We start from the raw sequence: 25,945 nt of genomic DNA, 5'->3' as shown, positions 1-25,945 counted from the left end.
TATTACCCTCCAAGCCACGATAGACCGTGGCGATAGATAGAATAGCAATGAACGATTGGCCCTATCAAGGGTGGTTGGGAATAATGCGCACATCAAATGGAACGCGGTATGTCAGGAGAAAAAAATGTTTGCAAGTCAGGAAGGTAAAGCTATTCCGTCAGTGACTTTTCACACACGTCAGGGCGATCGCTGGGTCGATGTCACCACTGAAGCGCTGTTTAAAGACAAAACGGTCATCGTTTTTTCACTGCCGGGTGCATTCACACCGACCTGCTCCTCCAGCCATCTGCCGCGTTACAACGAATTAGCGGGTCTGTTTGCCCAGCAGGGTGTGGACAGCATTCTGTGCGTCTCGGTGAATGACACGTTTGTGATGAACGCCTGGAAAGCAGAACAGCGCGCAGACAACATTACCTTTATCCCTGATGGCAACGGCGAGTTTACCCGCGGCATGGAGATGCTGGTTGAGAAAGCCGATCTCGGCTTTGGCCCACGTTCATGGCGCTACTCGATGCTGGTGCGTAACGGCGTGGTAGAGAAAATGTTTGTTGAGCCCAACAAGCCGGGCGACCCATTTGAGGTCTCTGATGCCGACACCATGCTGCGCTATCTGGCGCCCGAGTGTAAAGCTCAGGAGTCGGTCTCAATCTTCACTAAACCTGGCTGCACCTTCTGCACCCAGGCAAAACAGATGCTGATGGATCATGGTATTCAGTACGAAGAGATCGTGCTGGGACAGGATGCAACAACCGTGAGTCTGCGCGCCGTTTCAGGCCGGGCGACGGTACCGCAGATCTTCATGGGAGGTCGTCACATTGGCGGCAGTGAGGATCTGCAGCAATATTTGCTGTCAGCGTAAGAGAATCTGAGCGTCGGCCGGGAGAGCAGGCGCTTTGATGATGTGCCTATAAAAATGAGTAATTCTGAAGCTAGAGGTTGGCGGGCATTTAATGTGCCCGCTTTTTTTTACCTGTTAATTACGCCAGACGCTGCTTTGCGTCACCGATGGCACGCGCAACCTGCTGTGGCGAGACGCCGCCCTGCGCATTACGCTTATCCAGACAGGATTGCAGCGCCAGAATCGGATAGACATCCTCGCCAATCACCGCACTGAACTGCTGCAGCTGTGCCAGCGACAGCGCTTCCAGCGCCACGCCCTGCCCGATGGCGGCCACCACCACTTCCCCGACGATATGGTGCGCTTCACGGAACGGCACGCCTTTGGCGACCAGATAGTCAGCCAGTTCAGTGGAGTTTGCGTAACCCTGTTCAGCCGCTTCCTGGCAGCGCGGGCGTTTAACCTGCAGGCCATCCAGCACCAGAACTGACATGTGCAGACAGTCGAGCCAGGTGTCGAGCGCGTCAAACAGCCCCTCTTTGTCTTCCTGCATATCTTTGTTGTACGCCAGCGGCAGACCTTTCAGCGTCATCATCATGCCGGTCAGCGCGCCCTGCACCCGGCCACACTTGCCGCGAATCAGCTCCAGCGCATCCGGGTTTTTCTTCTGCGGCATCAGCGATGAGCCGGAGGTCACTTTATCTGACAGTTCGATAAAGCCCGCTTCACCGGTGTTGAAGAAGATCATATCTTCGGCGAAGCGCGACAGATGCACCATGCCGATGGCAGCGTCAGAAAGCAGCTCCAGCACGTGATCGCGGTCTGATACGGTATCCAGACTGTTGCGCGTGGCAGAAGCAAAGCCCAGCCAGCCTGCCAGCTGCTGACGATCGATCTCATACGCGGTACCGGCCAGTGCGCCACAGCCCAGCGGGCTGACATCGAGCCGCTTCAGCGTATCCTGCAGACGGCTCTCGTCACGCGCCAGCATTTCAACGTAGGCCAGGCACCAGTGCGCAAACGTCACCGGCTGCGCACGCTGCAGATGCGTGTAGCCCGGCATCACCGCATCCTGATTGGCTTCAGCGGTGACCACCAGCGCCTGCTGCAGATCACGGGTGGCACCCAGCAGCGCCTCAATCTGCACCTTGCACCACAGCTTGAGATCGGTCGCGACCTGATCGTTACGGCTACGTCCGGTGTGCAGTTTTTTGCCCAGCGCGCCCACCTTGTCGATCAGCTGGCCTTCAACCCAGCTGTGGATATCTTCGGCGTCGCTCTGCAGAATCTGCTCAGGATCCTCACGGACTTCATCCAGTAACGTATTCAGGGCCGCTTCCAGCTGCTGCTGCTCATCCTGAGTCAGGACATTTACCGTCACCAGCGCTTTGGACCAGGCAACAGAGCCAATGATGTCCTGCTCTGCCAGGCGGTAATCGAAGCGCAGCGAGTCATTGAACTGTTTAAAACGTTGATCTGCTGCCTGAGTAAACCGTCCACCCCAAAGTGCCATGTGAAAACTCCTCTGAATCGTTAAACAAGGGGCGGCATAAATGCCGCCCCTGAAATGAAACTGTGAGGCGAGGCGCACCTCGCCTGAAAATTACTTCTTCTGCTCGTTCAGGGCGCGGATACGCGAAGAGAGCGAGAACAGACGGATAAAGCCGCCCGCATGACGGTGATCGTACACTTCATCTTCACCGAAGGTGGCGAACTCTTCCGAGTAGAGGCTGTTCGCGGAACGCTTCTGGGTGGCTGTCGCCTGGCCTTTGTAGAGCTGCAGCACCACTTCACCGTTAACCTCTTCCGCCAGCGATTCGGCAGCGGCCTGAATCGACTTACGCAGCGGGGCGAACCAGCGGCCGTCATAAACCACATAGGACATCTCGTGGCCGAGCTGCTCACGCCATTTGAAGCTATCGCGATCCAGCACCAGCTGCTCAACCGCACGCAGCGCATTGACCATGATGGTGCCGCCAGGGGTTTCGTAGCAGCCGCGGGATTTAATCCCTACCAGACGGTTTTCAACGATATCAATACGGCCGACGCCATGTTTTGCGCCCAGCACGTTAAGTTTTTCCAGGCACTGGAACGGACTCAGTTTTTCGCCGTTAACCGCCACGACCCGACCTTTTTCAACGGTTACAGTCACTTCTTCAGGCTGGTCAGGCGCTTCAAGCGGATCGACAGTCCAGACCCAGCAATCTTTATTCGGTGCATTGGCCGGGCTTTCCAGCACGCCACCTTCGGTAGAGATGTGCCAGGCGTTTTCGTCGCGGCTGTAGATTTTCTCCAGTGACGCGGTGGTCGGAATGTTGCGCTCTTTCAGGTAGTCCAGCAGCGCTTCACGTGAACGCAGGTTCCATTCACGCCACGGTGCCACCACTTTCAGCTGCGGTGCCAGCGCGGTGTAGGTGGTTTCGAAACGCACCTGGTCATTCCCTTTACCGGTAGCGCCGTGACACAGCGCATCCGCACCCACTTTCAGCGCCAGCTCAACCTGTGCTTTAGCGATGATAGGACGTGCCATTGAAGTGCCCAGCAGATAAGTGCCTTCATAGAGGGCGCCAGTCTGCAGCACCGGATAGACATAGTCGCTGATGAACTCTTCACGCAGGTCAACCACGTGGCATTCAGATGCGCCGGACTGCAGGGCTTTCTTCTCTACACCTTCCAGATCGCCGCGCTCCTGACCGATATCTGCGACAAAAGCGACGACTTCACAGCCGCCGTAGTTCTCTTTCAGCCATGGAATGATGGCCGAAGTATCAAGACCACCGGAGTAAGCCAGAACGATTTTTTTGATGTTTTGCGTTTGCATTTCGTAATCCTTGAATCAGAGTCGTTAAGCGAGAATCCGGGTGCCAATCGACACGCCGTTAAACAGGTCAGGCAGCCGCTCAGCGTGACGCCAGCTGGCAATATCCACCGGGCGGCCCAGGGTACGCGCTGCATCAAGCGCAGCGTGCACTTTCACAATCATGCCGTCGGTAATAATGCCCTGGGTAATCAGCTGCTCAGCTTTGTCGGCGGTCATCTCTTCGATGCGCTGACCTTTGCCGTCGAGAATACCACTGACGTCTGACAACAGGACCAGATCAGCGCCCAGCGTCGAGGCCAGTGCGGTCGCCGCCTGGTCAGCGTTGACGTTCATCAGGTCGCCGCTGTCAGTTATACCAATTGAGCTCACCACCGGCATATAGCCGGCCGCCAGCAGGATGTTCAGCAATGCCGGATCGCCCGGCATTGCGTGGCCAACGTGGCCGAGTTCTTCATCAAACGGTGTGACATTCACGATGCCCGCATCGCCCAGGCAGAGGCCTACCGCGTTGATGCCCGATTTTTTTGCCCAGGCCAGCAGCGTTTTATTCGCGGTTCCCGCCAGCGCACCGGTAATAATGTCGATCTGATCGGCTGGCGTGACACGCAGGCCATTTTTCTTCTTCACCGGCAGCGCCAGCTTTTTCATCAGTTCATCCACCAGGCAACCGCCGCCGTGGACAATAATCAGCGGACGCTGATGGGCGCTGCGGTAGGTCAGCAGCGCTTCAAACAGGCGGGCCAGCGCTTCTTCGCTGTCTAACAACACACCGCCCAGCTTGATAATCAATGGATTGGTCATGGTATATTTGTCCGTTAAATCAGTGACTGCGTTTCAGGGAAGCCGAACCGGATGTTCAGGCACTGTACCGCCTGCGATGCCGCGCCTTTCAGCAGATTATCTTCGGCTGCCACGACAATCAGATGCTCGCCCTGCACTTCAAAACCGATATCGCAGTAAGGCAGACCCACAACGGCTTTCAGCGCCGGTACGCCCTGCTCGTAGAGCCGCACCAGTGGCTTGTTGTCATAGGCGCGATGGAAAACTGCGGCGATATCTTCACGGCTGACACCTGCTTTCAGACGGCAGGTAATCGTCGCCAGGATACCGCGCGGGAAGTTACCCAGATGCGGAGTGAAGATCACCGGCGTACCAAGGTGCGCGACGATTTCCGGGTGATGACGATGATTGAACAGGCCGTAAGGCTGCAGGCTCACTTCGCAGAAGCTGGTGCCGACATTGGCTTTACGTCCGGCACCGCTCACGCCGCTGGTGGCGTTGATTACCGGCCACTGCGCCTCGTTTAACAGTCCGGCATCCACAAGGGGCTTCAGCGCCAGCTGCGCAGCGGTCGGATAGCAACCTGGCACAGCCACCAGCTGCGCCTGCTGGATTTTCTCATGCTGATATTCGGCAAGGCCGTAAACGGCTTTGTCCAGCCAGTCGCCATGCTGATGGGTGAAGCCATAAAAGCGGGTATAAAAATCAGCGTCATTCACGCGGAACGCACCCGACAGGTCGAACACCACACAGCCAGCCTTGAGAAATTCCGGCGCCAGATCGTGGCTGACTTCGTGGGCCGTCGCCAGGAACACCACATCCACCTTGTCTGCCCACTCGGCCGCGCTGCTCAGCGGCTGCAGCGGCAAATCCACCACACCTTTCAGCTGCGGATGGAGATCGGAGAGGCGCTTGCCGGCATCAGGGCTTTGCGCCGAAACCGCCAAAGCGGTTATGTTGATATGTGGATGGCGATTCAGGAAGGTGGCAAGCTCTGTACCAGCATAACCACTGGCACCAACGATCAGCGTATTCAACATCAGGCTGTAACCCTTTTTACAGTCGCACGTTCCGGGTCGCGGCCTTGCCCCGTTACCCGCCCTGTCATCTGCAGTGATTTAAGGTTCCCTTGCAGAGGACGTTAATGTATTTTTATTCACTATTACTGCATGAATATGGATACATCCTAACCCAAGGACCGCCAACAGTGAAGACAAAATTACCGCCTTTTATTGAACTGTACCGCCAGTTAATCGCCACACCGTCGATCAGCGCAACCGATGCCGCACTGGATCAGAGTAATGAAACTTTAATCAATTTGCTGGCCGGCTGGTTCCGCGACCTCGGCTTCAGCGTTGAAGTGCAGCCGGTGCCCGGCACCCGCAATAAATTTAATATGCTGGCGCGTACCGGAAGCGGTGCGGGCGGCCTGCTGCTAGCAGGTCATACCGATACCGTTCCTTTTGACGATGGCCGCTGGACACGCGATCCCTTTACCCTGACCGAGCACGACAATAAGCTCTATGGCCTGGGCACGGCAGACATGAAAGGCTTCTTCGCCTTTATTCTCGATACACTGCGCGATGTGGATGTCAGCACGCTGAGCAAGCCGCTCTATATCCTCGCTACGGCCGATGAAGAGACCACCATGGCTGGCGCCAAATATTTTTCTGAGTCGACGCAGCTGCGTCCTGACTGCGCCATCATCGGTGAACCAACCTCGCTTAAACCGGTGCGTGCGCACAAAGGTCACCTGTCGAATGTGATCCGTATTGAGGGGAAATCGGGCCATTCCAGCGATCCCGCGCGAGGCGTTAACGCCATTGAACTGATGCATGAGTCGATCACCCATCTGATGCAACTGCGCAATACGCTGCAGCAGCGTTATCACCATGACGGCTTTGCCATCCCCTATCCCACCATGAACTTCGGCCATATTCATGGCGGTGACGCCGCTAACCGTATCTGTGCCTGCTGTGAACTGCATATGGATATCCGTCCGCTGCCGGGCCTGTCGCTGAACGATCTCGATGGGCTATTGAACGAGGCGCTGGCACCGGTCAGTGCGCGCTGGCCGGGCCGTGTCACGGTTGCCGAGTTGCATCCGCCGATTCCTGGCTACGAGTGTCCGGCAGATCATGAACTGGTTAGTGTGGTCGAGAAATTGCTGGGTATACCCACTGAGGTGGTGAACTACTGCACCGAAGCGCCTTTTATTCAGCAGCTCTGCCCAACGCTGGTACTGGGCCCGGGGTCGATTGAGCAGGCACATCAGCCAGACGAATTTATTGATACTGCATTTATTAAGCCGACAAGGGCGCTTATCACTCAGGTTGTGCAGCATTTTTGCCACTGATTAACAGCAAATGGGGCATTTCACTGCATTAACAGTAAAATGCCCCTTCATTCTGCGGGATTTAGCAATAAGAATAACTTATCCCGCTTTGTTCCCGATAAATTCTACGAATTTCCGTTATTTAGCCACACCTTCAGCGCACTTTAACGCATTTGACGAACGCAACATTACGTGGCTAGATAAAAGACGATGTTATGCCCACCGGGTGATTATCCAGAGCGTTTCAGAATGTGGACAGGCGGCAACGGAGCCGGTTCCCTGTAGATTAGGGGGAACATGGCGTTGCTGATTTTTCTGCTGCCTGAAAGGTCGGGTGTAGAAGTTTTTCAAGACGATAAGGGTGTCAGGGTCCAATGAACGAACAATATTCCGCAATGCGAAGTAATGTCAGTATGCTCGGCAAACTGCTCGGGGATACGATTAAGGATGCACTGGGAGAGAACATCCTCGACCAGGTGGAAACCATCCGTAAGCTCTCCAAGTCATCCCGTGCAGGAAATGACACTCATCGTAAAGAACTGCTCAATACGCTGCAGAACCTCTCCAACGAGGAGCTTCTGCCGGTTGCACGCGCTTTTAGCCAGTTTCTGAACCTCACCAACGTGGCTGAGCAGTATCAGACCATCTCGCAAAGTGGCGAGGGTGAGAACCATCCCGAACTGCTGAAAAAGACCTTTGATACCCTGAAGCAGCAGAAAGATATCAGCGAAAGCGACATCCTTGCGGCCATTGAGTCGCTGTCGCTGGAACTGGTGCTGACGGCTCACCCGACTGAAATCACCCGCCGTACGCTGATTCACAAGCTGGTCGAAGTTAACAGCTGCCTGAAACAGCTCGATCACAGCGACGTCTCCGACTACGAACGCAACCAGATTATGCGCCGTCTGCGTCAGCTGGTGGCACAGGCGTGGCACACCGATGAGATCCGCAAATATCGTCCGACCCCTATCGACGAAGCCAAATGGGGCTTTGCCGTGGTGGAAAACAGCCTGTGGGAAGGCGTACCCGCTTTCCTGCGTGAGCTGAACGAGCAGGTAGAAGAGGCGTTCGGCATTAAGCTGCCGGTCGATTTCGTGCCGGTTCAGTTCACCTCATGGATGGGTGGCGACCGCGACGGTAACCCTAACGTTACGGCGGCGATTACCCGCCACGTTATGCAGCTGAGTCGCTGGAAAGCCACTGACCTGTTCCTGCGCGATATCGGCGTACTGATCTCTGAGTTGTCGATGTCAGAGTGCACTGAAGAGATCCGGGAACTCAGCGGCGATCCGGAAGCACTTGAACCTTATCGTATGATCCTGAAACGCCTGCGCAGCCAGTTAATGACTACCCAGTCATTCCTGGAACGCCGCCTGAAAGGTGAACGTCTGCCGCGCCCGGCCGATCTGCTGGTCTCCAACGATCAGCTGTGGGATCCGCTGTTTACCATCTATCAGTCACTGCAAAAGTGCGGCATGGGCATTATCGCCAACGGTCAGTTGCTTGATACGCTGCGCCGCGTGAAATGTTTCGGCGTGCCGCTGGTGCGTATCGATCTGCGTCAGGAGAGTACCCGTCACACCGAAGCGATTGCTGAAGTGACCCGCTATCTGGGCCTCGGCGATTATGAAAGCTGGTCCGAAGCGGACAAGCAGGCCTTCCTGATCCGTGAACTGAACTCCAAGCGTCCGCTGCTTCCTCGCAGCTGGGAACCCAGCGATGAAACGCGTGAAGTGCTGGAGACTTGTCGCGTCGCGGCTGAAGCGCCACAGGGTTCTATCGCCGCCTATGTTATCTCCATGGCGAAAACCCCTTCTGACGTGCTGGCCGTGCATCTGCTGCTGAAAGAAGCAGGCATCGGCTATGCCATGCCGGTTGCACCGCTGTTTGAAACGCTTGATGACCTGAATAATGCCAATGACGTAATGAGCCAGCTGCTGAGCATCGACTGGTATCGCGGCTTAATTCAGGGCAAACAGATGGTGATGATTGGCTATTCTGACTCGGCGAAAGACGCCGGTGTGATGGCCGCCAGCTGGGCGCAATATCAGGCACAGGATGCCCTGATTAAAACCTGTGAGAAGGCCGGGATTTCACTGACGCTGTTCCACGGACGCGGCGGCAGCATTGGCCGTGGCGGCGCACCCGCCCATGCAGCGCTGCTGTCGCAACCACCAGGCAGCCTGCGCGGCGGTCTGCGCGTGACCGAACAGGGCGAGATGATCCGCTTTAAATATGGTTTACCCGCCGTCACCATCGCCAGCCTGTCGCTCTACACCGGCGCAATTCTGGAAGCGAACCTGATGCCGCCGCCGGAGCCAAAACGCGAATGGCGCGACATTATGGATCAGCTCTCCGCCGACTCCTGTGCGATGTATCGCGGTTATGTGCGTGAAAATGCTGACTTCGTGCCCTATTTCCGCTCAGCGACGCCAGAGCAGGAGCTGGGTAAATTACCGCTGGGCTCACGTCCCGCCAAGCGCCGACCTACCGGCGGCGTAGAGTCGCTGCGTGCGATTCCATGGATTTTCGCCTGGACGCAGAACCGTCTGATGCTGCCTGCGTGGCTGGGTGCCGGTGCGGCCCTGCAACAGGCGATGGCCGCCGGTCATCAGGATCAGCTGGAAGCGATGTGCCGCGACTGGCCATTCTTCTCTACCCGTCTGGGTATGCTGGAGATGGTATTCTCAAAAGCGGACCTGTGGCTGGCGGAATATTACGATCAGCGTCTGGTCGAGAAATCACTCTGGCCGCTGGGCAAACAGCTGCGCGATCAGCTTGATGCGGATATCAAAGCGGTACTGACCATTGCCAATGACTCACACCTGATGGCCGATCAGCCGTGGATTGCCGAGTCAATTGCACTGCGTAACGTCTATACCGATCCGCTCAACGTACTCCAGGCCGAACTGCTGCATCGTTCGCGCGCGCGGGAAGCGAATGGCGATGAACCGGATGCCCGCGTTGAGCAGGCGCTGATGGTGACCATTGCCGGTGTCGCGGCAGGCATGCGCAATACCGGTTAATGGTGGTGCAGTAAAAACAAAAAAAGTCGGGACTCTCCCGACTTTTTTATTGGCTGAAGCAGAGCGGTTAAGCCGCAGCAGCAGCAGGACGCACGCCCAGGGTGTGACAAATGGCGTAACTCATTTCGGCACGGTTCAGCGTGTAGAAATGGAAATCCTTCACCCCTTCGCGTGACAGGATTTTCACCATATCCATCGCGATATTGGCTCCCACCATTTTCCGCGTTTCCGGATCATCATCCAGACCGGCGAACATCGCGCTCATCCAGCCCGGCACACGCACATTGGTCAGCGTGGCAAAGCGTTGCAGCTGTTTAAAGTTAGAGACCGGCAGAATGCCCGGCACAATTTCCACGTCAATGCCGGTCGCGACACAGCGATCGCGGAAACGCAGATAACTTTCAACGTCGAAGAAAAACTGGGTAATAGCCCGGTTGGCACCTGCATCGATTTTTCGCTTCAGGTTAATCAGATCGGCCTGGGCGCTTTTCGCTTCGGGATGGACTTCCGGATAGGCCGCAACCGAAATATCAAAATCACCCACCTCTTTCAGCAGCGAAACCAGATCGCTGCCGTACATTTCTGGCTTACCGCTGCCAGGAGGCAGATCGCCGCGCAGCGCCACAATGTGACGGATGCCGTTGTTCCAGTAATCCTGAGCGATGGTGCGCAGTTCATCGCGCGTGGCATCGACACAGGTCAGATGGGGTGCGGCTTCCAGACCGGTGCGATCTTTAATGCCTTTGATAATGCTATGGGTGCGATCACGCTCACCTGAGTTCGCACCGTAGGTCACAGAAACGAATTTCGGTTTCAGACTGCTCAGGCGATCGATAGAGGTCCACAGGGTCTCTTCCATGTCGCTGGTACGAGGCGGGAAGAACTCAAATGAAACATTAATTTGCCCGTTCAGCTCAGCCAGGCTCTGGTTTAGCGCTTCGCGCTGATTGGCATGAAAGAAACTCATCCTGCACCCTCATCGATTAACAATCGGCCTGCGAACATCTACACGTTTAGACGTCCAGATGTTCAAAATGACGTAATCTGACTGTGCCGTCAACTTAAAAATGGTCAACAGTCGTGATCAATTTTCAATCAACATGAAGGCGATTCAACAGGGGAGCGATAACGCATTGAAAACAGGCGCCGAAGCGCCTGAGGAGGAGGAGTTACAGCAGTTGTGCGAGGCGATTAATATCTGACTGGATAGCGCCTGCGGTGACATCCCGGCCTGCGCCCGGTCCGCGGATCACCAGCGGATTATCGCGGTACCAGCGGCTCTCAATCGCAAAGACGTTGTCGCACGGCAGCAGTGAGGCCAGCGGATGTTCCGGACGCACCGCTTCAACACCCACGCGCGCCTTGCCGTTAGCATCAAACCGGGCAACGTAACGCAGCACCAGGTCCATCTCCTGCGCCGCTTCGAGCCGCTGCAGCATCTGCTCATTCAGCTCTTCGCCATTTTCAAAGAAGTGGTCGACAGATCCCTGCTGACAGTTACTGGGCACCAGCGATTCCACCCGCACCTGATCCGGCTCGATGTTGTAGCCTGCCTCACGCGCCAGGATAACCAGCTTGCGCATCACATCCTGACCCGAGAGATCGGCGCGCGGGTCGGGCTCGGTTAAACCCTGCTGCCAGGCCTGATCCACCAGCTCGGTAAAGGGCACCGTGCCATCAAACTGCAGGAACAGCCACGACAGCGTGCCGGAGAAGATCCCGCTGATCGCCAGGATGGTATCCCCGCTGTCGCGCAGATCGCGCACCGTGTAGTTGATCGGCAAACCTGCGCCAACGGTGGCGTTATAGAGCCAGTGACGTCCGGTTTTGGTAAAGGCATCGCGGATCTGGCGCCAGGTCTGACTGTCAGACGCTCCCGCGACTTTATTGGCGCTGATAACGTGAAAACCGTGACTGGCGAAGTCGAGATACTGCTGCGCCAGCGGTGTGCTGGCAGTGACATCCAGCACCACCAGGTCATCAAACGGGTGAGCACGCATCCACAGGAACAGCGACTCTTCATCGCGCTCTACCGCTTCATCATCAAAGAAGGCGAGTGCCCGGCTGGCTTCCAGCCCGTCATAGCTCAGCAGGCTGCGACGGCTGTCCGCGACGCCCGCCAGCACAAATTCAAAGCCGGTACGCGCTGACAGCGTTTCCTGATCGCGGGCAAACAGCTCCAGCCAGCGTGAACCGATATTGCCTTTGCCAAACAGCATCAGACCGATGCGCTTTTCTGCCCGGAACAGCGACTGATGCAATCCCTGAATCAGATGCTGAGTCGGGCCGACGCGCAGCACTGCGACCACGCTGATGTGCTCTTCTGACTGCCAGATGAATTCAATTGGCTGATCCTTTAACTGCTGCCAGAAGCGATGGGTATGCAGCGGATTGCGGGTAACGCCTGCGCCAACCAGCGCCACCAGCGCCAGGCCGTCGCGCAACTGCAGATGGCCCGGTAAACCGGCATCCTGTAGCAGCGTAAAGGCGCTGTTTACCACTTCGGCGGTGTAACAGAGCTGCAGCAGTTGACGATCGGGATGAACGCCAAACGCCAGCGGACGCAGCTGCGCACGCTTCAGCAACAGGTCGATCTCTTTGTGCAGGATGGCGAAGTCATGCTGCTCTGGCAGCTGAATCTCAATCAGGCAAACATCATCATGGCTGGTGACGATACGCGCGCCCGTCCCGGAGGCCAGCACGCGCTCAATGCGGGTTGAGCCCTGCTCCGGCTGATAACTGCAGCGCAGTTGCAGGTCGATATCGCTGCCTGAAACCGGCTGCAGAGTCCGGGTGTGGAGAACCGGTGCAGCCAGGCGCGCCAGCTCGCTGGCTTCATCCAGCCTTAACAGCGGCAGCAGACAGGCATCAGAGACTTTGCGGGGATCGGCACTGTAGACACCCGCCACATCGCTCCAGATGGTCACCCGCCCCACACCCGCCAGTGCGCCAATCTGCGTAGCAGAATAGTCGGAGCCGTTGCGGCCAAGCAGGACGGTTTCACCGGCGTCGTTGCGGCTGATAAATCCGGTCACCACAATGCGCTTGTGCGGATGTTGCGCCAGTAGAGTCTGTAGCAGTGGCCAGGACTTCCCTTCATCTACCTGCGGTTGTGCGGCACGTTCAGCGCGCAAAAACTCACGCGCATCCAGCCAGCAGGCCTGAAGGTCACGCTGGCTCAGTACCGCTGACATCAGGCGTGCCGACCAGACTTCACCGTGACCGACCACTTCGGCATAGACCGCATCGGTGATCGGCGCATCCAGCAGTGCGGCGAGCTTTTCCAGATCACGGATAAACGCGGTGATTAAAGGTTCTGCGACCTCAGCAGGCAGCAGCGCACTGATCAGTTCGCTCTGGTAGCGCCGTAAAGCCTGTTGCACCTGATGCGCAGAGAGCCGATCGCTCTGGCTCAGCTTCAGCCAGCTAATCAGCTGGTTGGTAGTTGAGCCTGCCGCAGAGACCACCATCAGGTCGCCCGGCTGGCTGTAGTCCGCCATAATACCGGCAACGCGCTGATAGCAGCGCGCATCGGCCAGGCTGCTGCCGCCAAACTTATGCAACTGCCTGATGTTCGGCGTTCCCGCGCCTGCTGAAATCGTCATGCTTAACCCTCGGCTGCGACCCGGAATGCATTATCCAGATCGGCAATTAAATCTTCGTGATCTTCAATACCGACAGAAACCCGTAGCAGCGTATCGGAAATGCCCGCTGCCGCGCGTGCTTCTGCCGACATCCCCGCGTGCGTCATGGTGGCGGTATGGGAGATCAGACTCTCTACTCCGCCCAGCGATTCCGCCAGCGTAAATAGCTGCAGTGCTTTCAGGAAGCGACGCAGCAGCGCCTCATCACCGTCGACCTCGAAACTCAGCATGGCGCCAAAGCCGCGCTGCTGACGTACGGCATGTTCGTGTCCGGCGTTTTCCGGCAGCGAAGGATGATACAACTTTTTCACCAGTTTCTGCTGCTTTAGATACTCTACAATCGCGAGTGCGTTGCGTTGTGCGGCTGCAATCCGCGGTGAAAGCGTACGAATCCCGCGCAGCAGCAGATAACTGTCAAACGCTGCACCGGTCACACCAATGTTATTTGCCCACCAGGCCAGGTCGGTAGCGAGTTGCGGATCTTTGGCGATGACCGCGCCCGCCACGACATCGGAGTGGCCATTAAGGTATTTGGTACAGGAGTGGATCACCAGGTCCGCACCCAGCGCCAGAGGATTCTGCAGCGCCGGACTCATAAAGGTGTTGTCCACCACGCTGATGGCACCCGCAGCACGCGCAGCGGCGCAAATCGCGCTGATATCTACCACGCGCAGCAGCGGATTGCTGGGGCTTTCAATCAGCACCAGTTTTGGGTTTTCATCCAGAGCGGCCTGCAGCGCTACCGGATCACCCTGATCGACAAATTTCACCCGATAGGCGCCGCGCTTGCTCAGGCTGTCAAACAGCCGATAGCTACCGCCATAACAGTCATGTGGCGCGACCAGCAGATCGCCAGGCTTCAGAAACACCGTCGTGACCAGGTGAATCGCCGACATCCCGGTATTGGTTAATACCGCGCCCGCTCCCCCTTCCAGTTCTGCCAGCGTACGCTGTACGACATCACGAGTGGGGTTGCCACGACGGGAGTAGTCATGCGCACGAGGCTCATTGAAATCCAGGAAGTTATAGGTGGTAGAGAGGTGGATTGGCGGGACAACGCAGCCATATTGCTCGTCATCATTCAAACCGCTGCGCACTGCGATGGTTGCCGGTTTACGCGTCATGAGCGAATTGTTCCTGAAGAGTGAATAAAATGTAGGCCACAGGATATCACCCTCTAATTAGACGTCAATACATCTGGACATCTAAATGTCTTTGCGTATAGATTGAGCAAAACCGCAATAACCGCTAAAATTATGCGTCATCGCCTGGCGTTCCCCTCTGTCAGACAGAGGCAGTGAGCGAAGAAAACCCGCCATATCAGGGGTCAGGCAGGAAAAAATCAGGCATAATCCGCTGATTTCCTAACATTTAACGTTTATTAATTAAGGTAACCCATGGCTGAATGGAACGGCGAATATATCAGCCCGTACGCTGAGCACGGTAAGAAGAGCGAGCAGGTCAAGAAGATCACAGTATCAATCCCATTGAGCGTGCTGAAGATTTTAACGGATGAGCGTACCCGTCGTCAGGTGAACAACCTGCGTCACGCCACCAACAGCGAGCTGCTTTGCGAAGCCTTTTTACATGCCTTTACGGGCCAACCGCTGCCGGATGACGTCGACCTGCGCAAAGAGCGTAGTGATGAGATTCCGGAAGAAGCAAAAGCAATCATGCGCCAGATGGGTGTCGATCCGGATACCTGGGAGTATTGATCTTTCAGCCATAAAAAAACCCAGCCGAAGCTGGGTTTTTTCTTGCCGCCGAACCCGCAGGTTCAGGTGCCTTTTAATCTTATTTTTTAGCGCCTGGCACGCTGAAACGCTTGTTAAAGCGGTCAACACGGCCACCAGTTGCCACTTCACGCTGCTTACCGGTATAGAACGGGTGGCATTTGCCACAAACGTCCAGGTTCAGTTCGTGAGTCAGTGTTGAACGGGTGTGGATCTCGTTGCCGCAGGTACATTTGATAGTAACTGCTTCGTATTTCGGGTGAATACCTTGTTTCATGGGAAACCTCATTGAAGGCCGTGTCGCTCTCCGTGCCAGGCTTTAACCTGCACAGCACCACACGCGATTGAACATTATAGGGTGTACTCCGGCCAGATATTTCTCACCGAAGGCGGCATATTATACAGGTAAGTTTCGATTGCTGCAAATATCTGCTGAGATACCCGCCATCAGGGTCAGCGTGTACACTAGCTTCCCCGATCATTGAGCCGGAAAGAGAGAGTTATGCCCGTAGTCCAGGTCGCCCTGCCCGTCCCCTTGCCCCGCCTGTTTGATTATCTGCCGCCACAGGGCGCGCAGCCGGTCATTGGTGGTCGCGTGAGTGTGCCCTTTGGCAATCGCAGGATGATCGGGATTGTGGTCGCCTTTCGTGAGAGCAGCGATCTGCCGGAAGCACAACTCAAGCGCGTGATCGAGGTACTGGATAGTGAATCTCTCTATCCAGCGTCGCTGTGGCGCATCCTTAACTGGGCCGCCAGTTACTATCATTCGCCGCAGGGAGAGGTACTGAGCCATGCTATTCCGGTACTGCTGCGTCAGGGCAAAGCGGCGCAGGACAATCCCTTATGGCGCTGGGAAATCACCGAGCAGGGTCGGGCGACTGCGCCGGAAAGTTTAAAGCGGGCACCGAAACAGCAGCAGGCGCTGGCTGCACTGCGTCAGCAACCGCTCTATCGTCATCAGGTCAGTGAACATGACCTCACGGATGCGACGCTGCAGGCGCTGCGCGCTAAAGGGTTATGCGAACTGCATGAGCATCAGCCGCAGATGCACGACTGGCGTACCACTTATGCCGTAAAAGGCGAACGTCTGCGGCTGAATACCGATCAGGCGATGGCCGTAGGTGCGATTCGGGCAGATGATGAACATTACGCAGCCTGGCTGCTGGCGGGCATCACGGGTTCAGGCAAAACCGAGGTTTACCTCAGCGTGCTGGAAAATGTGCTGGCACGCGGTAAACAGGCGCTGGTGCTGGTGCCGGAGATTGGCCTGACCCCGCAAACTATCGCCCGTTTTCGCGAACGTTTTGATGCGCCCATTGATGTGCTGCACTCCGCATTAAATGACAGTGAGCGGCTGGCGGTCTGGTTACGTGCGCGGCGCGGCGAAACGGCGATTGTGATTGGCACCCGATCGGCGCTGTTTACGCCGCTGGCCCGTCCTGGCGTAATTATTATCGATGAAGAGCATGACAGCTCCTATAAACAGCAGGAAGGCTGGCGCTATCAGGCGCGCGATCTGGCCGTCTTCCGCGCACATGAAGAGGATATCCCGATTGTTATGGGATCGGCGACCCCTGCTCTGGAGACACTGCACAATGTCCGCAGCGGCAAGTATCGCCAGCTCGACCTGACAAAACGCGCCGGCAATGCCAGACCGGCACTGCAACAGCTTATCGACTTAAAAGGCGTGCAGTTGATCGGCGGTCTGGCACCGGGCCTGATTGGTAAAATGCGCCAGCATCTGCAGGCCGATAATCAGGTGCTGCTGTTTCTTAACCGCCGCGGCTTTTCGCCCGCCCTGCTCTGTCATGATTGCGGCTGGATTGCTGAGTGTACCCGCTGTGACCGCTACTACACGCTGCATCAGCACCATCGCCAGCTACGCTGCCACCATTGCGACAGCCAGCGTCCGCTGCCTAACCAATGCCCGCAGTGTGGTTCAACCCATTTGCTACCGGTAGGCGTCGGGACTGAGCAGCTGGAGCAGCAGCTCGGCACACTTTTCCCTGGCGTGCCGGTGTCGCGAATCGATCGTGATACCACCAGCCGCAAAGGTGCGCTGGAGCAGCATCTGGCTGACGTTCATCGCGGCGGTGCACGAATCCTTGTCGGCACCCAGATGCTGGCCAAAGGCCACCACTTCCCCGATGTTACGCTGGTGTCGCTGCTGGATGTCGATGGTGCGCTGTTCTCAGCCGATTTTCGTGCGGCGGAACGCTTTGCTCAGCTCTACACCCAGGTCGCCGGTCGTGCTGGCCGTGCCGGCAAACAGGGCGAGGTGTTGCTGCAGACTCACCATCCGGAACATCCGCTGCTGCAGACGCTGTTGCACCAGGGCTATTCGGCGTTCGCCCAGCAGGCCTTGCTGGAGCGACAGGCAGTCCATCTGCCGCCCTGGAGCCGCCATGCGCTGTTCCGCGCTGAAGATATGGATAACCAGCAGGCAGCGGAATTCCTGCAACAACTCCGTAATTTGCTGGAGGCAAGCCCGCTGAACGATAAGGCGATGTGGTTTATGGGTCCGTTGCCTGCACTGCAGCCAAAACGCAGTGGACGCTGGCGCTGGCAACTGCTGCTGCAGCATCCCTCCCGGCAGCGTCTGCAACAGTTGCTGAGCAGTTCGTTGCCGTTGGTTTCAACCCTGCCCGCGGCGCGCAAAGTGAAATGGACGCTGGATATCGACCCTACCGAGAGCTGATTTAAGCTGACACTGCGAGCCAGATCGAAAAATGTCGCATAAGTCACAATTTTTATGCAAATTAAGTAACAACCAGCCGGGCAATCGTTAACAATGTTGCCCGGTTTGCCTTCAGGTCAGGCAGAAACAGAATTGAACGCGCCATAACGCGTCAGGAGCATGTGTTGGAGCAGAATCAACAACCGCCCGCCGCCACGATGAAAGATGTTGCGGAACATGCGGGCGTCTCAACCGCCACCGTATCGCGTGCGCTGATGAATCCGGAGAAGGTTTCTGCGGCCACCCGCCAGAAAGTCGAGCAGGCGGTTGCCGCCGTCGGCTACACGGCACATGGCCCCACGCGCAACGCCCGTCGTAATGAGACGCGTACCATCCTGGTCATTGTCCCTGACATCTGCGACCCCTTCTTTAGTGAAATCATCCGAGGCGTTGAAGTTACGGCAGCCGAAGAGGGCTATCTGGTGCTGATTGGTGACTGCGCGCATCAGAATCAGCAGGAGAGAACTTTTCTCAACCTGATGGTGACGCGACAGATCGATGGCATGGTGCTGCTCGGCTCAAAGTTGCCTTTTGATGCCAGCATTGATGAGCAACGCAACTTGCCGCCTATGGTAATGGCGAATGAGTTTGCGCCGGAAATGTCACTGCCCACTGTCCACATCGATAACCTGACCGCCGCATTTGAAGCGGTAAATCATTTACTGCAGTTGGGTCACAAACATATCGCCTGTATCGCCGGGCCGGAAGAGATGCCGCTCTGCCAGTATCGTTTGCAGGGGTATGTCCAGGCGATGCGTCGCAGCGGGCTGACGGTCGATCCCACCTATATTGTGCGCGGTGACTTCACATTTGAAGCGGGCGTTGCCGCCATGAATCAGCTGATGACCCTGCCGCAACCGCCGCGCGCGCTCTTCTGCCACAGCGATATTATGGCACTTGGGGCGATGAATCAGGCCCGGCGCTGCGGACTGCGGATACCGGAGGATCTCTCTGTGGTCGGATTCGATGACATTGAGCTATCACGTTACTGCGAGCCGCCGCTGACCACGGTCACGCAGCCACGTTACCAGATAGGCCGGGAAGCGATGCTTCTGCTACTGGATGAGTTAAATGGCAAACGGGTCATTAGCGGATCGCGGCTGCTGGATGCCGGTTTAACCATTCGTGGCAGCACGGCGCGAGCAAAAAAGCGTGAAAAATAAGCGTATTTGTCTGATTTTTTCAGTAGATTCTTAAGGCGAACACTGCTGGTCAAAGTTCCGACCCTTAAGTAACATGGCGGACTCCTTGCCGGGCGCGTAAAAATCATCATTTCGCCCATCTGGCACTATTTTTGAAGGGTATAAGAACGAGAGTGGCACAAAAAGATTACGTAGGCCGCGGGCGTTCAACAGGGACGCGTCGCAAAAAAAGCCCCAGCCGTGGCAAGAAGAGCAAAGGCGGTTCGGGAACATCTAAATTGATGATTGTACTGGCGGTCGCAGTGTTGGTGACCTTTGCCGGTGGTTTATGGTTCCTGGCGCATCACAAAAAAGAGGACGTGCCGGTCATTACGGATCATAAAGCCAACGGCAATGGCCTGCCGCCGAAGCCAGAAGAGCGCTGGAAATATATTAAAGAGCTGGAGAACCGTCAGGTCACTGTGCCGACACCTATCGAACCCTCTTCGGGTGGCGAAGTGAAGTCGCAGACACAGCTGACCGACGAGCAGCGCCAGTTGCTGGAGCAGATGCAGGCGGATATGCGTCAGCAGCCGACGCAGCTCAACGAAGTGCCGTGGAACGAACAGACGCCGGCGCAACGTCAGCAGACACTGCAGCATCAGCAGCAGTTGCAACAACTGCAACGTCAGCAGCAGCAGGTTCAGCAACAACAGCAGCAGCAACAGGTTCAGCAGCAACGTCAGCAGTTGCAGGCTCAGCAGCAACAGCAACGCCAGCAGCAGTTGCAGCAACAACAACAGCGCCAGCAACAGCAGCAATTACAGCAACGTCAGCAGCAGCAGCAGCAGCAGCAGCAGCAGCAAAACGTACAGCGCCAGACGCAGCCTGCACCTGTTACGCGTGAACCGGAAGTGCAGCCAAAACCGCAGGAGACCGCGAAAGCGAAACCGGCGGAGAAAGCCTCTTCGCAGCGCTGGATGGTGCAGTGTGGTTCGTTTAAAGGCACTGACCAGGCTGAATCGGTGCGCGCAGGCTTAGCCTTTGAAGGATTTGAAAGCCGTATTACCACCGGTGGCGGCTGGAATCGTGTGGTTATCGGTCCTTATAAAGACCGCGCCTCCGCTGACAGCACTCTGAAGCGCCTGCGCAGTTCCGGACACTCCAGCTGTATTCCGCTCTCCGTCGGGGGTTGAAACCCGTCAAAGCCGCCCCATATCTGTTGCATGATACTCCGCGCCCGGTGCGCGGAGTCCTTTTCCGACTGCAACAAGGGGTCTGCCCGTGACAACAATAGTAAGTGTACGACGCAACGGCCAGGTAGTGATTGGCGGTGATGGCCAGGCTACGCTCGGCAATACCGTGATGAAAGGCAACGTTAAAAAAGTGCGTCGTTTATACAACGATAAAGTGATTGCCGGATTTGCTGGCGGCACCGCAGACGCCTTCACCCTGTTTGAACTTTTCGAACGTAAACTGGAAATGCATCAGGGCCATCTGGTGAAAGCTGCGGTGGAACTCGCCAAAGACTGGCGTACTGACCGTATGCTGCGTCGCCTTGAAGCCTTACTGGCCGTCGCGGATGAATCAGCTTCACTGATCATCAGCGGTAACGGTGACGTCATCCAGCCTGAAAACGATCTGATCGCCATCGGCTCCGGTGGGCCTTTCGCCCAGGCAGCGGCACGTGCGCTGCTGGAGAATACCGAGATGGGCGCACGCGACATCGTCGAAAAGTCGCTGAATATCGCGGGTGATATCTGCATCTACACTAACCACAACGTTAATTTCGAAGAATTAACGTCTAAGTCGTAAGGGTATAAATATGTCTGAGATGACTCCTCGCGAAATCGTCAGCGAACTGAACCGCTTTATCATCGGCCAGGAGAGCGCTAAGCGCGCCGTGGCTATTGCACTGCGTAACCGCTGGCGCCGCATGCAGCTCGACGAAGAGCTGCGCCATGAAGTGACCCCTAAAAATATCCTGATGATCGGTCCGACCGGTGTCGGTAAAACCGAGATCGCGCGTCGTCTGGCTAAGCTGGCCAATGCGCCGTTTATCAAAGTAGAGGCGACCAAATTTACCGAAGTCGGTTATGTCGGTAAGGAAGTGGACTCTATCATTCGTGACCTGACCGATTCGGCCATTAAGATGGTGCGCAGTCAGGCGATTGAAAAGAACAAATATCGTGCCGAAGAGATGGCGGAAGAGCGCATTCTTGATGTGCTGATTCCACCAGCAAAAAACAACTGGGGCCAGTCAGAGCAGAGCGCTGAACCCTCTGCAGCACGCCAGTCGTTCCGCAAGAAGCTGCGCGAAGGCCAGCTGGACGATAAAGAGATTGAGATCGACCTGGCCGCCAGCAGCCCTGGCGTCGAAATCATGGCCCCTCCGGGCATGGAAGAGATGACCAGCCAGCTGCAGTCGATGTTCCAGAACCTCGGCGGCCAGAAGCAGAAAGCCCGCAAGCTGAAGATCAAAGAAGCGATGAAGCTGCTGATCGAAGAAGAAGCGGCCAAACTGGTTAACCCGGAAGAGCTTAAGCAGGACGCGATTGATGCCGTTGAGCAGCACGGTATCGTGTTTATCGATGAGATCGACAAAATCTGTAAGCGCGGCGGCCAGAATGCCGGCGGCCCGGATGTCTCACGCGAAGGCGTTCAGCGCGACCTGCTGCCGCTGGTGGAAGGCTGCACCGTCTCCACCAAGCATGGTATGGTGAAAACGGACCACATTCTGTTTATCGCCTCAGGCGCGTTCCAGGTTGCCAGCCCATCCGATCTGATCCCGGAACTGCAGGGTCGTCTGCCCATCCGTGTTGAGCTGCAGGCGCTGACCGTGAACGATTTCCAGCGCATCCTGACCGAGCCGAATGCCTCGATTACCGTGCAGTACAAAGCCCTGATGAATACCGAGGGCGTGAACATTGAGTTCACCGAAGAGGGTATTCGCCGGATTGCTGAAGCCGCATGGCAGGTCAACGAAACCACCGAAAACATCGGTGCGCGCCGTCTGCACACTGTGCTGGAGCGTCTGATGGAAGATATTTCGTATGACGCCAGCGATCGTCATGGTGAATCCGTTACCATCGATGCTGACTATGTCGGTAAACATCTGGATGAACTGGTGGCTGACGAAGACCTTAGCCGCTTCATTCTCTGATCCACTGATTCAGCGCTTTTCAGAAGCCCAGCCCACCCGGCTGGGCTTTTTTATGCATGTTCTTGATCGAACGATGCTTTTTTCATACTGATGATTTTGCCAACAATCTGCATATAGCGATATACTTACCCTTCCTGTGGCAAACAGACGAAACCCTTATGAAATACGATACATCTGAACTCTGCGATATCTACCATGAAGAAGTGAATGTTGTTGAACCGCTTTTTTCAAATTTTGGTGGGCGCACTTCATTCGGTGGTCAGATTACCACAGTGAAATGCTTTGAAGACAACGGCTTACTCTACGATCTGCTGGAAGAGAATGGCCGGGGTCGGGTACTGGTGATTGATGGCGGCGGCTCAGTGCGCCGTGCACTGGTGGATGCGCAGCTGGCACGTCTGGCGGCAACCAACGAGTGGGAAGGTCTGGTGATTTACGGTTCGGTACGCCAGGTTGATGAGCTGGAAGAGCTGGAGATTGGCATTCAGGCGATTGCCGCGATTCCGGCAGGCGCTGCGGGTGAAGGGATTGGCGAAAGCGATGTGCGCGTTAATTTCGGCGGCGTCACCTTCTTCTCCGGCGACCATCTCTATGCAGACAACACCGGTATCATTCTGTCAGAGGATGCGCTGGACCTCGAATAGGCCAGACATGAAAACGGGTGCCTGAGCACCCGTTTTTCACATCAGCTGAGGCTTCAAACCTCTTCCATTTTTCCCAGCAATGCACGCAGACGTTCCTGCCATACGTGTTGCTCTTCTTTCAGGTGCTGATTTTCACGCATCAGCGCATCGTGGTTGCCCGCGACTTGTTGCGCATCGTTACGCAGTGAGTTGTTCTGCTCTTTCAGCTCTTCGATTTCCATCTGCAACAGGGTGATGGTATCAATCGCCTGCTGTACTTTCGCTTCCAGTTTCTCAAACACTTCAAATGACATCTTTCTGACCTCTCCTAAATTCCTGCAAGGCGTTGATGATGCCAGCTTAAGCCAGCAACGTTGTCCCGATTGTATGTAGCCTCACCCCGCAAGTCCAGCAACGCGGCCGCTGCGGGCGTAGTCTGTAACACTTTTCAGCCAATCCCTGAATTTACGCTGTGCTGACTGCGACGGCTTTCTGGTACGGGTGCGTTATCCCCGTCATCAGGCGCGAATATTGGCTAAGGAAAGCCAGAATACGCGAAAACGCGCATTTTTATGACGCAGTACACAAAAAACGATTTCGCTATTTCTCGTTTATGTTCGTTAACGATAAATTCACACCAGCCCTACATTAAAGCTGGGTGCCTCATGGAATGAGAACAAAAACTGATAAAATTTAACCTCGCTTCAGGAACCACTATTATGAGTCAGACAACTAACACGCTCAAAGGTCAGTGTATTGCCGAATTTCTGGGGACAGGCTTGATTATTTTCTTTGGCGCAGGCTGTGTGGCTGCACTGAAACTCGCCGGTGCCGCCTTCGGTCAGTGGGAGATCTGCATCATCTGGGGTCTTGGCGTTTCCATGGCCGCCTACCTCACCGCAGGCATTTCGGGCGCGCACCTGAACCCGGCAATTACCGTTGCACTCTGCCTGTTTGCTAATTTTGAAGGACGTAAAGTTCTGCCTTATATCGTATCGCAGATTGCCGGTGCCTTCTGTGCCGCGGCGCTGGTATACGGTCTCTACTACAGCCTGTTTTTTGATTATGAGCAGAGCCACCAGATGGTGCGCGGCACGGTTGAAAGTCTCGACCTGGCAGGCATCTTCTCAACCTACCCTAATCCACATATCGGTGTCGGCCAGGCCTTCCTGGTTGAGATGGTCATCACTGCAGTATTAATGGCGGTCATTATGGGTCTGACGGATGACGGCAACGGCATTCCACGTGGCCCACTGGCTCCACTGCTGATTGGCCTGCTGGTTGCGGTTATCGGTGGCTCAATGGGTCCTCTGACCGGCTTCGCCCTTAACCCGGCTCGTGATTTCGGACCGAAGATCTTCGCATGGCTGGCAGGCTGGGGTAACGTTGCCTTTACGGGTGGTCGTGACATCCCTTACTTCCTCGTGCCGATTTTTGGCCCGCTGGTCGGTGCCTGCCTGGGTGCAGTAGGTTATCGCACACTGATTGGTCGCTACCTGCCAGGTACCGCCCAGGAACCTGCAAGCGTTCCAGCAGACAAACCGGTTGCACGCGCTCAGCAGCGTAAAGCGTAAGTTTCACCTTTTATCATCAGGACAGAATTTATGACTACCACAGATAAAAAATATATTGTCGCGCTCGATCAGGGCACAACCAGCTCCCGTGCCGTCGTTCTCGACCACGACTCTAATATCGTCGCGGTATCACAGCGCGAATTCACCCAGATCTACCCGAAAGCGGGCTGGGTTGAACATGATCCAATGGATATCTGGGCTTCACAAAGCTCAACGCTGGTTGAAGTGCTGGCCCATGCCGACATCCGCTCTGATGAGATTGCGGCAATCGGTATCACCAACCAGCGCGAAACCGCTATCGTCTGGGAAAAAGAGACCGGCAAGCCGATCTACAACGCCATCGTCTGGCAGGATCCCCGCACCGCCGACTACTGTCACAAACTGAAGAAAGAGGGTCTGGAAGAGTATATCCAGCACACCACCGGTCTGGTGATTAACCCTTACTTCTCCGGAACCAAAGTGAAGTGGATCCTGGATCACGTTGAAGGCTCTCGTGAGCGTGCAAAACGTGGCGAGCTGCTGTTTGGTACCGTTGATACCTGGCTGGTCTGGAAAATGACCCAGGGCCGCGTGCATATCACCGACTATACCAACGCCTCCCGTACCATGATGTTTAACATCCATAAGCTGGAGTGGGATCAGCGTATGCTGGATATCCTGGATATCCCGCGTGAAATGCTGCCAGAAGTGAAGTCCTCTTCTGAAGTCTATGGTCAGACCAACATCGGCGGTAAAGGCGGTACACGTATTCCAATCGCTGGTATTGCCGGTGACCAGCAGGCTGCGCTGTATGGCCAGCTCTGTGTTCAGCCTGGCATGGCGAAAAACACCTACGGCACCGGCTGCTTTATGCTGATGAACACCGGTACTGAAGCGGTAACCTCAACGCACGGCCTGCTGACCACTATCGCCTGTGGCCCGCGCGGTGAAGTGAACTACGCACTGGAAGGGGCTGTGTTTATCGGTGGCGCCTCTATTCAGTGGCTGCGCGATGAGATGAAGCTAATCAGTGAAGCTGCTGACTCTGAATACTTTGCGATGAAGGTGAAAGACACCAACGGCGTTTACATGGTGCCTGCTTTCACCGGTCTGGGCGCCCCTTACTGGGACCCGTATGCCCGTGGTGCTATCTTCGGCCTGACCCGTGGTGCTAATGCTAACCACATCATCCGTGCGACGCTGGAGTCTATCGCTTATCAGACGCGCGACGTGCTGGAAGCGATGCAGAACGATGCCAACACCCGCCTGCAGGCGCTGCGTGTCGATGGTGGCGCGGTTTCCAACAACTTCCTGATGCAGTTCCAGTCAGACATCCTCGGCACCCGTGTTGAGCGTCCGGAAGTGCGTGAAGTCACCGCGCTGGGTTCTGCTTATCTGGCAGGTCTGGCCGTCGGCTTCTGGCAGGATCTGGATGAAGTCCGCTCTAAAGCAGTTATTGAGCGTGAATTCCGTCCAAGCCTGGAAACCACCGAGCGTAACTTCCGTTATGCTGGCTGGAAAAAAGCCGTAGCCCGCGCCCAGGCGTGGGAAGAACAAGAGTAATATCAATG

At 56.0% G+C, this 25,945-nt stretch carries 21 protein-coding genes; 12 read left to right on the top strand and 9 right to left on the bottom strand.

Features of this window, described 5'->3' with window-relative positions; genetic code table 11:
- The first annotated feature begins 124 nt into the window (after nt 1-124).
- Nucleotides 125-859 (top strand): glutathione peroxidase, encoded by a 735-nt coding sequence (locus tag ACX8ZY_RS00885; protein ID WP_010672060.1) that lies wholly within the window; start codon nt 125-127, stop codon nt 857-859.
- A gap of 118 nt (nt 860-977) precedes the next feature.
- On the opposite strand, the gene argH is transcribed toward ACX8ZY_RS00885, so the two are convergent.
- The 4 genes from argH to argC form a co-directional block, all read right to left on the bottom strand.
- Nucleotides 978-2,351: an argininosuccinate lyase gene (gene argH, locus ACX8ZY_RS00880; RefSeq protein ID WP_010672061.1), complete on the bottom strand. Its 1,374-nt coding sequence runs from the start codon at nt 2,349-2,351 to the stop codon at nt 978-980.
- Between the two features lie 90 nt (nt 2,352-2,441).
- The gene (locus tag ACX8ZY_RS00875; protein ID WP_022624925.1) at nt 2,442-3,659 is read right to left on the bottom strand and encodes an argininosuccinate synthase; all 1,218 of its coding nucleotides are present in this window, start codon (nt 3,657-3,659) and stop codon (nt 2,442-2,444) included.
- A gap of 24 nt (nt 3,660-3,683) precedes the next feature.
- The gene (gene argB / locus ACX8ZY_RS00870; protein WP_122889931.1) at nt 3,684-4,460 is read right to left on the bottom strand and encodes an acetylglutamate kinase; all 777 of its coding nucleotides are present in this window, start codon (nt 4,458-4,460) and stop codon (nt 3,684-3,686) included.
- 14 nt (nt 4,461-4,474) lie between these two features.
- Nucleotides 4,475-5,479: an N-acetyl-gamma-glutamyl-phosphate reductase gene (gene argC, locus ACX8ZY_RS00865; protein WP_010672063.1), complete on the bottom strand. Its 1,005-nt coding sequence runs from the start codon at nt 5,477-5,479 to the stop codon at nt 4,475-4,477.
- A 167-nt stretch (nt 5,480-5,646) separates the two neighbouring features.
- On the opposite strand from argC, the gene argE reads away from it, so the two are divergent.
- Nucleotides 5,647-6,795, top strand: coding sequence for an acetylornithine deacetylase (argE, locus tag ACX8ZY_RS00860; RefSeq protein WP_158131291.1), 1,149 nt, complete (start codon nt 5,647-5,649; stop codon nt 6,793-6,795).
- Between the two features lie 353 nt (nt 6,796-7,148).
- Nucleotides 7,149-9,800: a phosphoenolpyruvate carboxylase gene (gene ppc, locus ACX8ZY_RS00855; protein WP_022624923.1), complete on the top strand. Its 2,652-nt coding sequence runs from the start codon at nt 7,149-7,151 to the stop codon at nt 9,798-9,800.
- Nucleotides 9,801-9,867: 67 nt separating this feature from the next.
- On the opposite strand, the gene metF is transcribed toward ppc, so the two are convergent.
- From metF to metB, 3 genes are all read right to left on the bottom strand, one after another.
- Nucleotides 9,868-10,767, bottom strand: coding sequence for a methylenetetrahydrofolate reductase (gene metF, locus ACX8ZY_RS00850; protein WP_010258148.1), 900 nt, complete (start codon nt 10,765-10,767; stop codon nt 9,868-9,870).
- A gap of 202 nt (nt 10,768-10,969) precedes the next feature.
- A complete protein-coding gene (locus ACX8ZY_RS00845; protein ID WP_010672066.1) occupies nt 10,970-13,405 on the bottom strand; it encodes a bifunctional aspartate kinase/homoserine dehydrogenase II in 2,436 nt (811 codons plus the stop codon).
- A 2-nt stretch (nt 13,406-13,407) separates the two neighbouring features.
- Nucleotides 13,408-14,568, bottom strand: a complete 1,161-nt coding sequence (metB, locus tag ACX8ZY_RS00840; protein WP_022624922.1) for a cystathionine gamma-synthase — start codon at nt 14,566-14,568, stop codon at nt 13,408-13,410.
- 273 nt (nt 14,569-14,841) lie between these two features.
- On the opposite strand from metB, the gene metJ reads away from it, so the two are divergent.
- Nucleotides 14,842-15,159: a met regulon transcriptional regulator MetJ gene (gene metJ / locus ACX8ZY_RS00835; RefSeq protein WP_009088019.1), complete on the top strand. Its 318-nt coding sequence runs from the start codon at nt 14,842-14,844 to the stop codon at nt 15,157-15,159.
- A gap of 79 nt (nt 15,160-15,238) precedes the next feature.
- On the opposite strand, the gene rpmE is transcribed toward metJ, so the two are convergent.
- The gene (gene rpmE, locus ACX8ZY_RS00830) at nt 15,239-15,454 is read right to left on the bottom strand and encodes a 50S ribosomal protein L31 (protein ID WP_003851227.1); all 216 of its coding nucleotides are present in this window, start codon (nt 15,452-15,454) and stop codon (nt 15,239-15,241) included.
- A gap of 225 nt (nt 15,455-15,679) precedes the next feature.
- Between rpmE and priA the strand changes: the two genes are divergently transcribed.
- The 6 genes from priA (at nt 15,680) to rraA (ending at nt 22,842) form a co-directional block, all read left to right on the top strand.
- Nucleotides 15,680-17,875 (top strand): primosomal protein N', encoded by a 2,196-nt coding sequence (gene priA / locus ACX8ZY_RS00825; protein WP_010258167.1) that lies wholly within the window; start codon nt 15,680-15,682, stop codon nt 17,873-17,875.
- A gap of 164 nt (nt 17,876-18,039) precedes the next feature.
- A complete protein-coding gene (cytR, locus tag ACX8ZY_RS00820) occupies nt 18,040-19,077 on the top strand; it encodes a DNA-binding transcriptional regulator CytR (RefSeq protein ID WP_187506081.1) in 1,038 nt (345 codons plus the stop codon).
- 152 nt (nt 19,078-19,229) lie between these two features.
- Nucleotides 19,230-20,231, top strand: coding sequence for a cell division protein FtsN (gene ftsN, locus ACX8ZY_RS00815; RefSeq protein ID WP_425021213.1), 1,002 nt, complete (start codon nt 19,230-19,232; stop codon nt 20,229-20,231).
- A gap of 88 nt (nt 20,232-20,319) precedes the next feature.
- Nucleotides 20,320-20,850: an ATP-dependent protease subunit HslV gene (gene hslV / locus ACX8ZY_RS00810; protein ID WP_010258174.1), complete on the top strand. Its 531-nt coding sequence runs from the start codon at nt 20,320-20,322 to the stop codon at nt 20,848-20,850.
- A 10-nt stretch (nt 20,851-20,860) separates the two neighbouring features.
- Nucleotides 20,861-22,198, top strand: coding sequence for an HslU--HslV peptidase ATPase subunit (hslU, locus tag ACX8ZY_RS00805; protein ID WP_010258177.1), 1,338 nt, complete (start codon nt 20,861-20,863; stop codon nt 22,196-22,198).
- 158 nt (nt 22,199-22,356) lie between these two features.
- A complete protein-coding gene (rraA, locus tag ACX8ZY_RS00800; protein ID WP_009088032.1) occupies nt 22,357-22,842 on the top strand; it encodes a ribonuclease E activity regulator RraA in 486 nt (161 codons plus the stop codon).
- Nucleotides 22,843-22,895: 53 nt separating this feature from the next.
- Here rraA and zapB read toward each other — a convergent pair whose 3' ends face one another.
- Entirely contained in the window at nt 22,896-23,135 is a 240-nt protein-coding gene (gene zapB / locus ACX8ZY_RS00795) for a cell division protein ZapB (RefSeq protein WP_003851242.1), read from the bottom strand.
- A 405-nt stretch (nt 23,136-23,540) separates the two neighbouring features.
- On the opposite strand from zapB, the gene ACX8ZY_RS00790 reads away from it, so the two are divergent.
- Both ACX8ZY_RS00790 and glpK read left to right on the top strand, forming a co-directional pair.
- On the top strand, nt 23,541-24,395 hold the full coding sequence (locus ACX8ZY_RS00790) for an MIP/aquaporin family protein (RefSeq protein ID WP_010258182.1): 855 nt from the start codon (nt 23,541-23,543) through the stop codon (nt 24,393-24,395).
- Nucleotides 24,396-24,425: 30 nt separating this feature from the next.
- Nucleotides 24,426-25,937 carry a glycerol kinase GlpK gene (glpK, locus tag ACX8ZY_RS00785; RefSeq protein WP_010672072.1) on the top strand — a complete coding sequence of 504 codons (1,512 nt, stop codon included), beginning with the start codon at nt 24,426-24,428 and terminating at the stop codon, nt 25,935-25,937.
- Nucleotides 25,938-25,945: the final 8 nt, after the last annotated feature.

The sequence above is a fragment of the Pantoea sp. XAF26B01_ASV70 genome (genome assembly GCF_054512635.1).
This window is presented reverse-complemented; position numbering and strand designations above follow the sequence as displayed.

Excerpts from the sequence above, each read along its gene's own strand:
- metB (WP_022624922.1), bottom strand. The coding sequence starts at position 14,568 with ATGACGCGTAAACCGGCAACCATCGCAGTGCGCAGCGGTTTGAATGAT.
- ACX8ZY_RS00875 (WP_022624925.1), bottom strand. The coding sequence starts at position 3,659 with ATGCAAACGCAAAACATCAAAAAAATCGTTCTGGCTTACTCCGGTGGT.
- ACX8ZY_RS00790 (WP_010258182.1), top strand. The coding sequence starts at position 23,541 with ATGAGTCAGACAACTAACACGCTCAAAGGTCAGTGTATTGCCGAATTT.
- argB (WP_122889931.1), bottom strand. The coding sequence starts at position 4,460 with ATGACCAATCCATTGATTATCAAGCTGGGCGGTGTGTTGTTAGACAGC.
- metF (WP_010258148.1), bottom strand. The coding sequence starts at position 10,767 with ATGAGTTTCTTTCATGCCAATCAGCGCGAAGCGCTAAACCAGAGCCTG.
- zapB (WP_003851242.1), bottom strand. The coding sequence starts at position 23,135 with ATGTCATTTGAAGTGTTTGAGAAACTGGAAGCGAAAGTACAGCAGGCG.
- metJ (WP_009088019.1), top strand. The coding sequence starts at position 14,842 with ATGGCTGAATGGAACGGCGAATATATCAGCCCGTACGCTGAGCACGGT.
- argH (WP_010672061.1), bottom strand. The coding sequence starts at position 2,351 with ATGGCACTTTGGGGTGGACGGTTTACTCAGGCAGCAGATCAACGTTTT.
- glpK (WP_010672072.1), top strand. The coding sequence starts at position 24,426 with ATGACTACCACAGATAAAAAATATATTGTCGCGCTCGATCAGGGCACA.
- rraA (WP_009088032.1), top strand. The coding sequence starts at position 22,357 with ATGAAATACGATACATCTGAACTCTGCGATATCTACCATGAAGAAGTG.
- priA (WP_010258167.1), top strand. The coding sequence starts at position 15,680 with ATGCCCGTAGTCCAGGTCGCCCTGCCCGTCCCCTTGCCCCGCCTGTTT.
- argC (WP_010672063.1), bottom strand. The coding sequence starts at position 5,479 with ATGTTGAATACGCTGATCGTTGGTGCCAGTGGTTATGCTGGTACAGAG.
- rpmE (WP_003851227.1), bottom strand. The coding sequence starts at position 15,454 with ATGAAACAAGGTATTCACCCGAAATACGAAGCAGTTACTATCAAATGT.
- ppc (WP_022624923.1), top strand. The coding sequence starts at position 7,149 with ATGAACGAACAATATTCCGCAATGCGAAGTAATGTCAGTATGCTCGGC.
- ACX8ZY_RS00845 (WP_010672066.1), bottom strand. The coding sequence starts at position 13,405 with ATGACGATTTCAGCAGGCGCGGGAACGCCGAACATCAGGCAGTTGCAT.
- hslU (WP_010258177.1), top strand. The coding sequence starts at position 20,861 with ATGTCTGAGATGACTCCTCGCGAAATCGTCAGCGAACTGAACCGCTTT.
- ACX8ZY_RS00885 (WP_010672060.1), top strand. The coding sequence starts at position 125 with ATGTTTGCAAGTCAGGAAGGTAAAGCTATTCCGTCAGTGACTTTTCAC.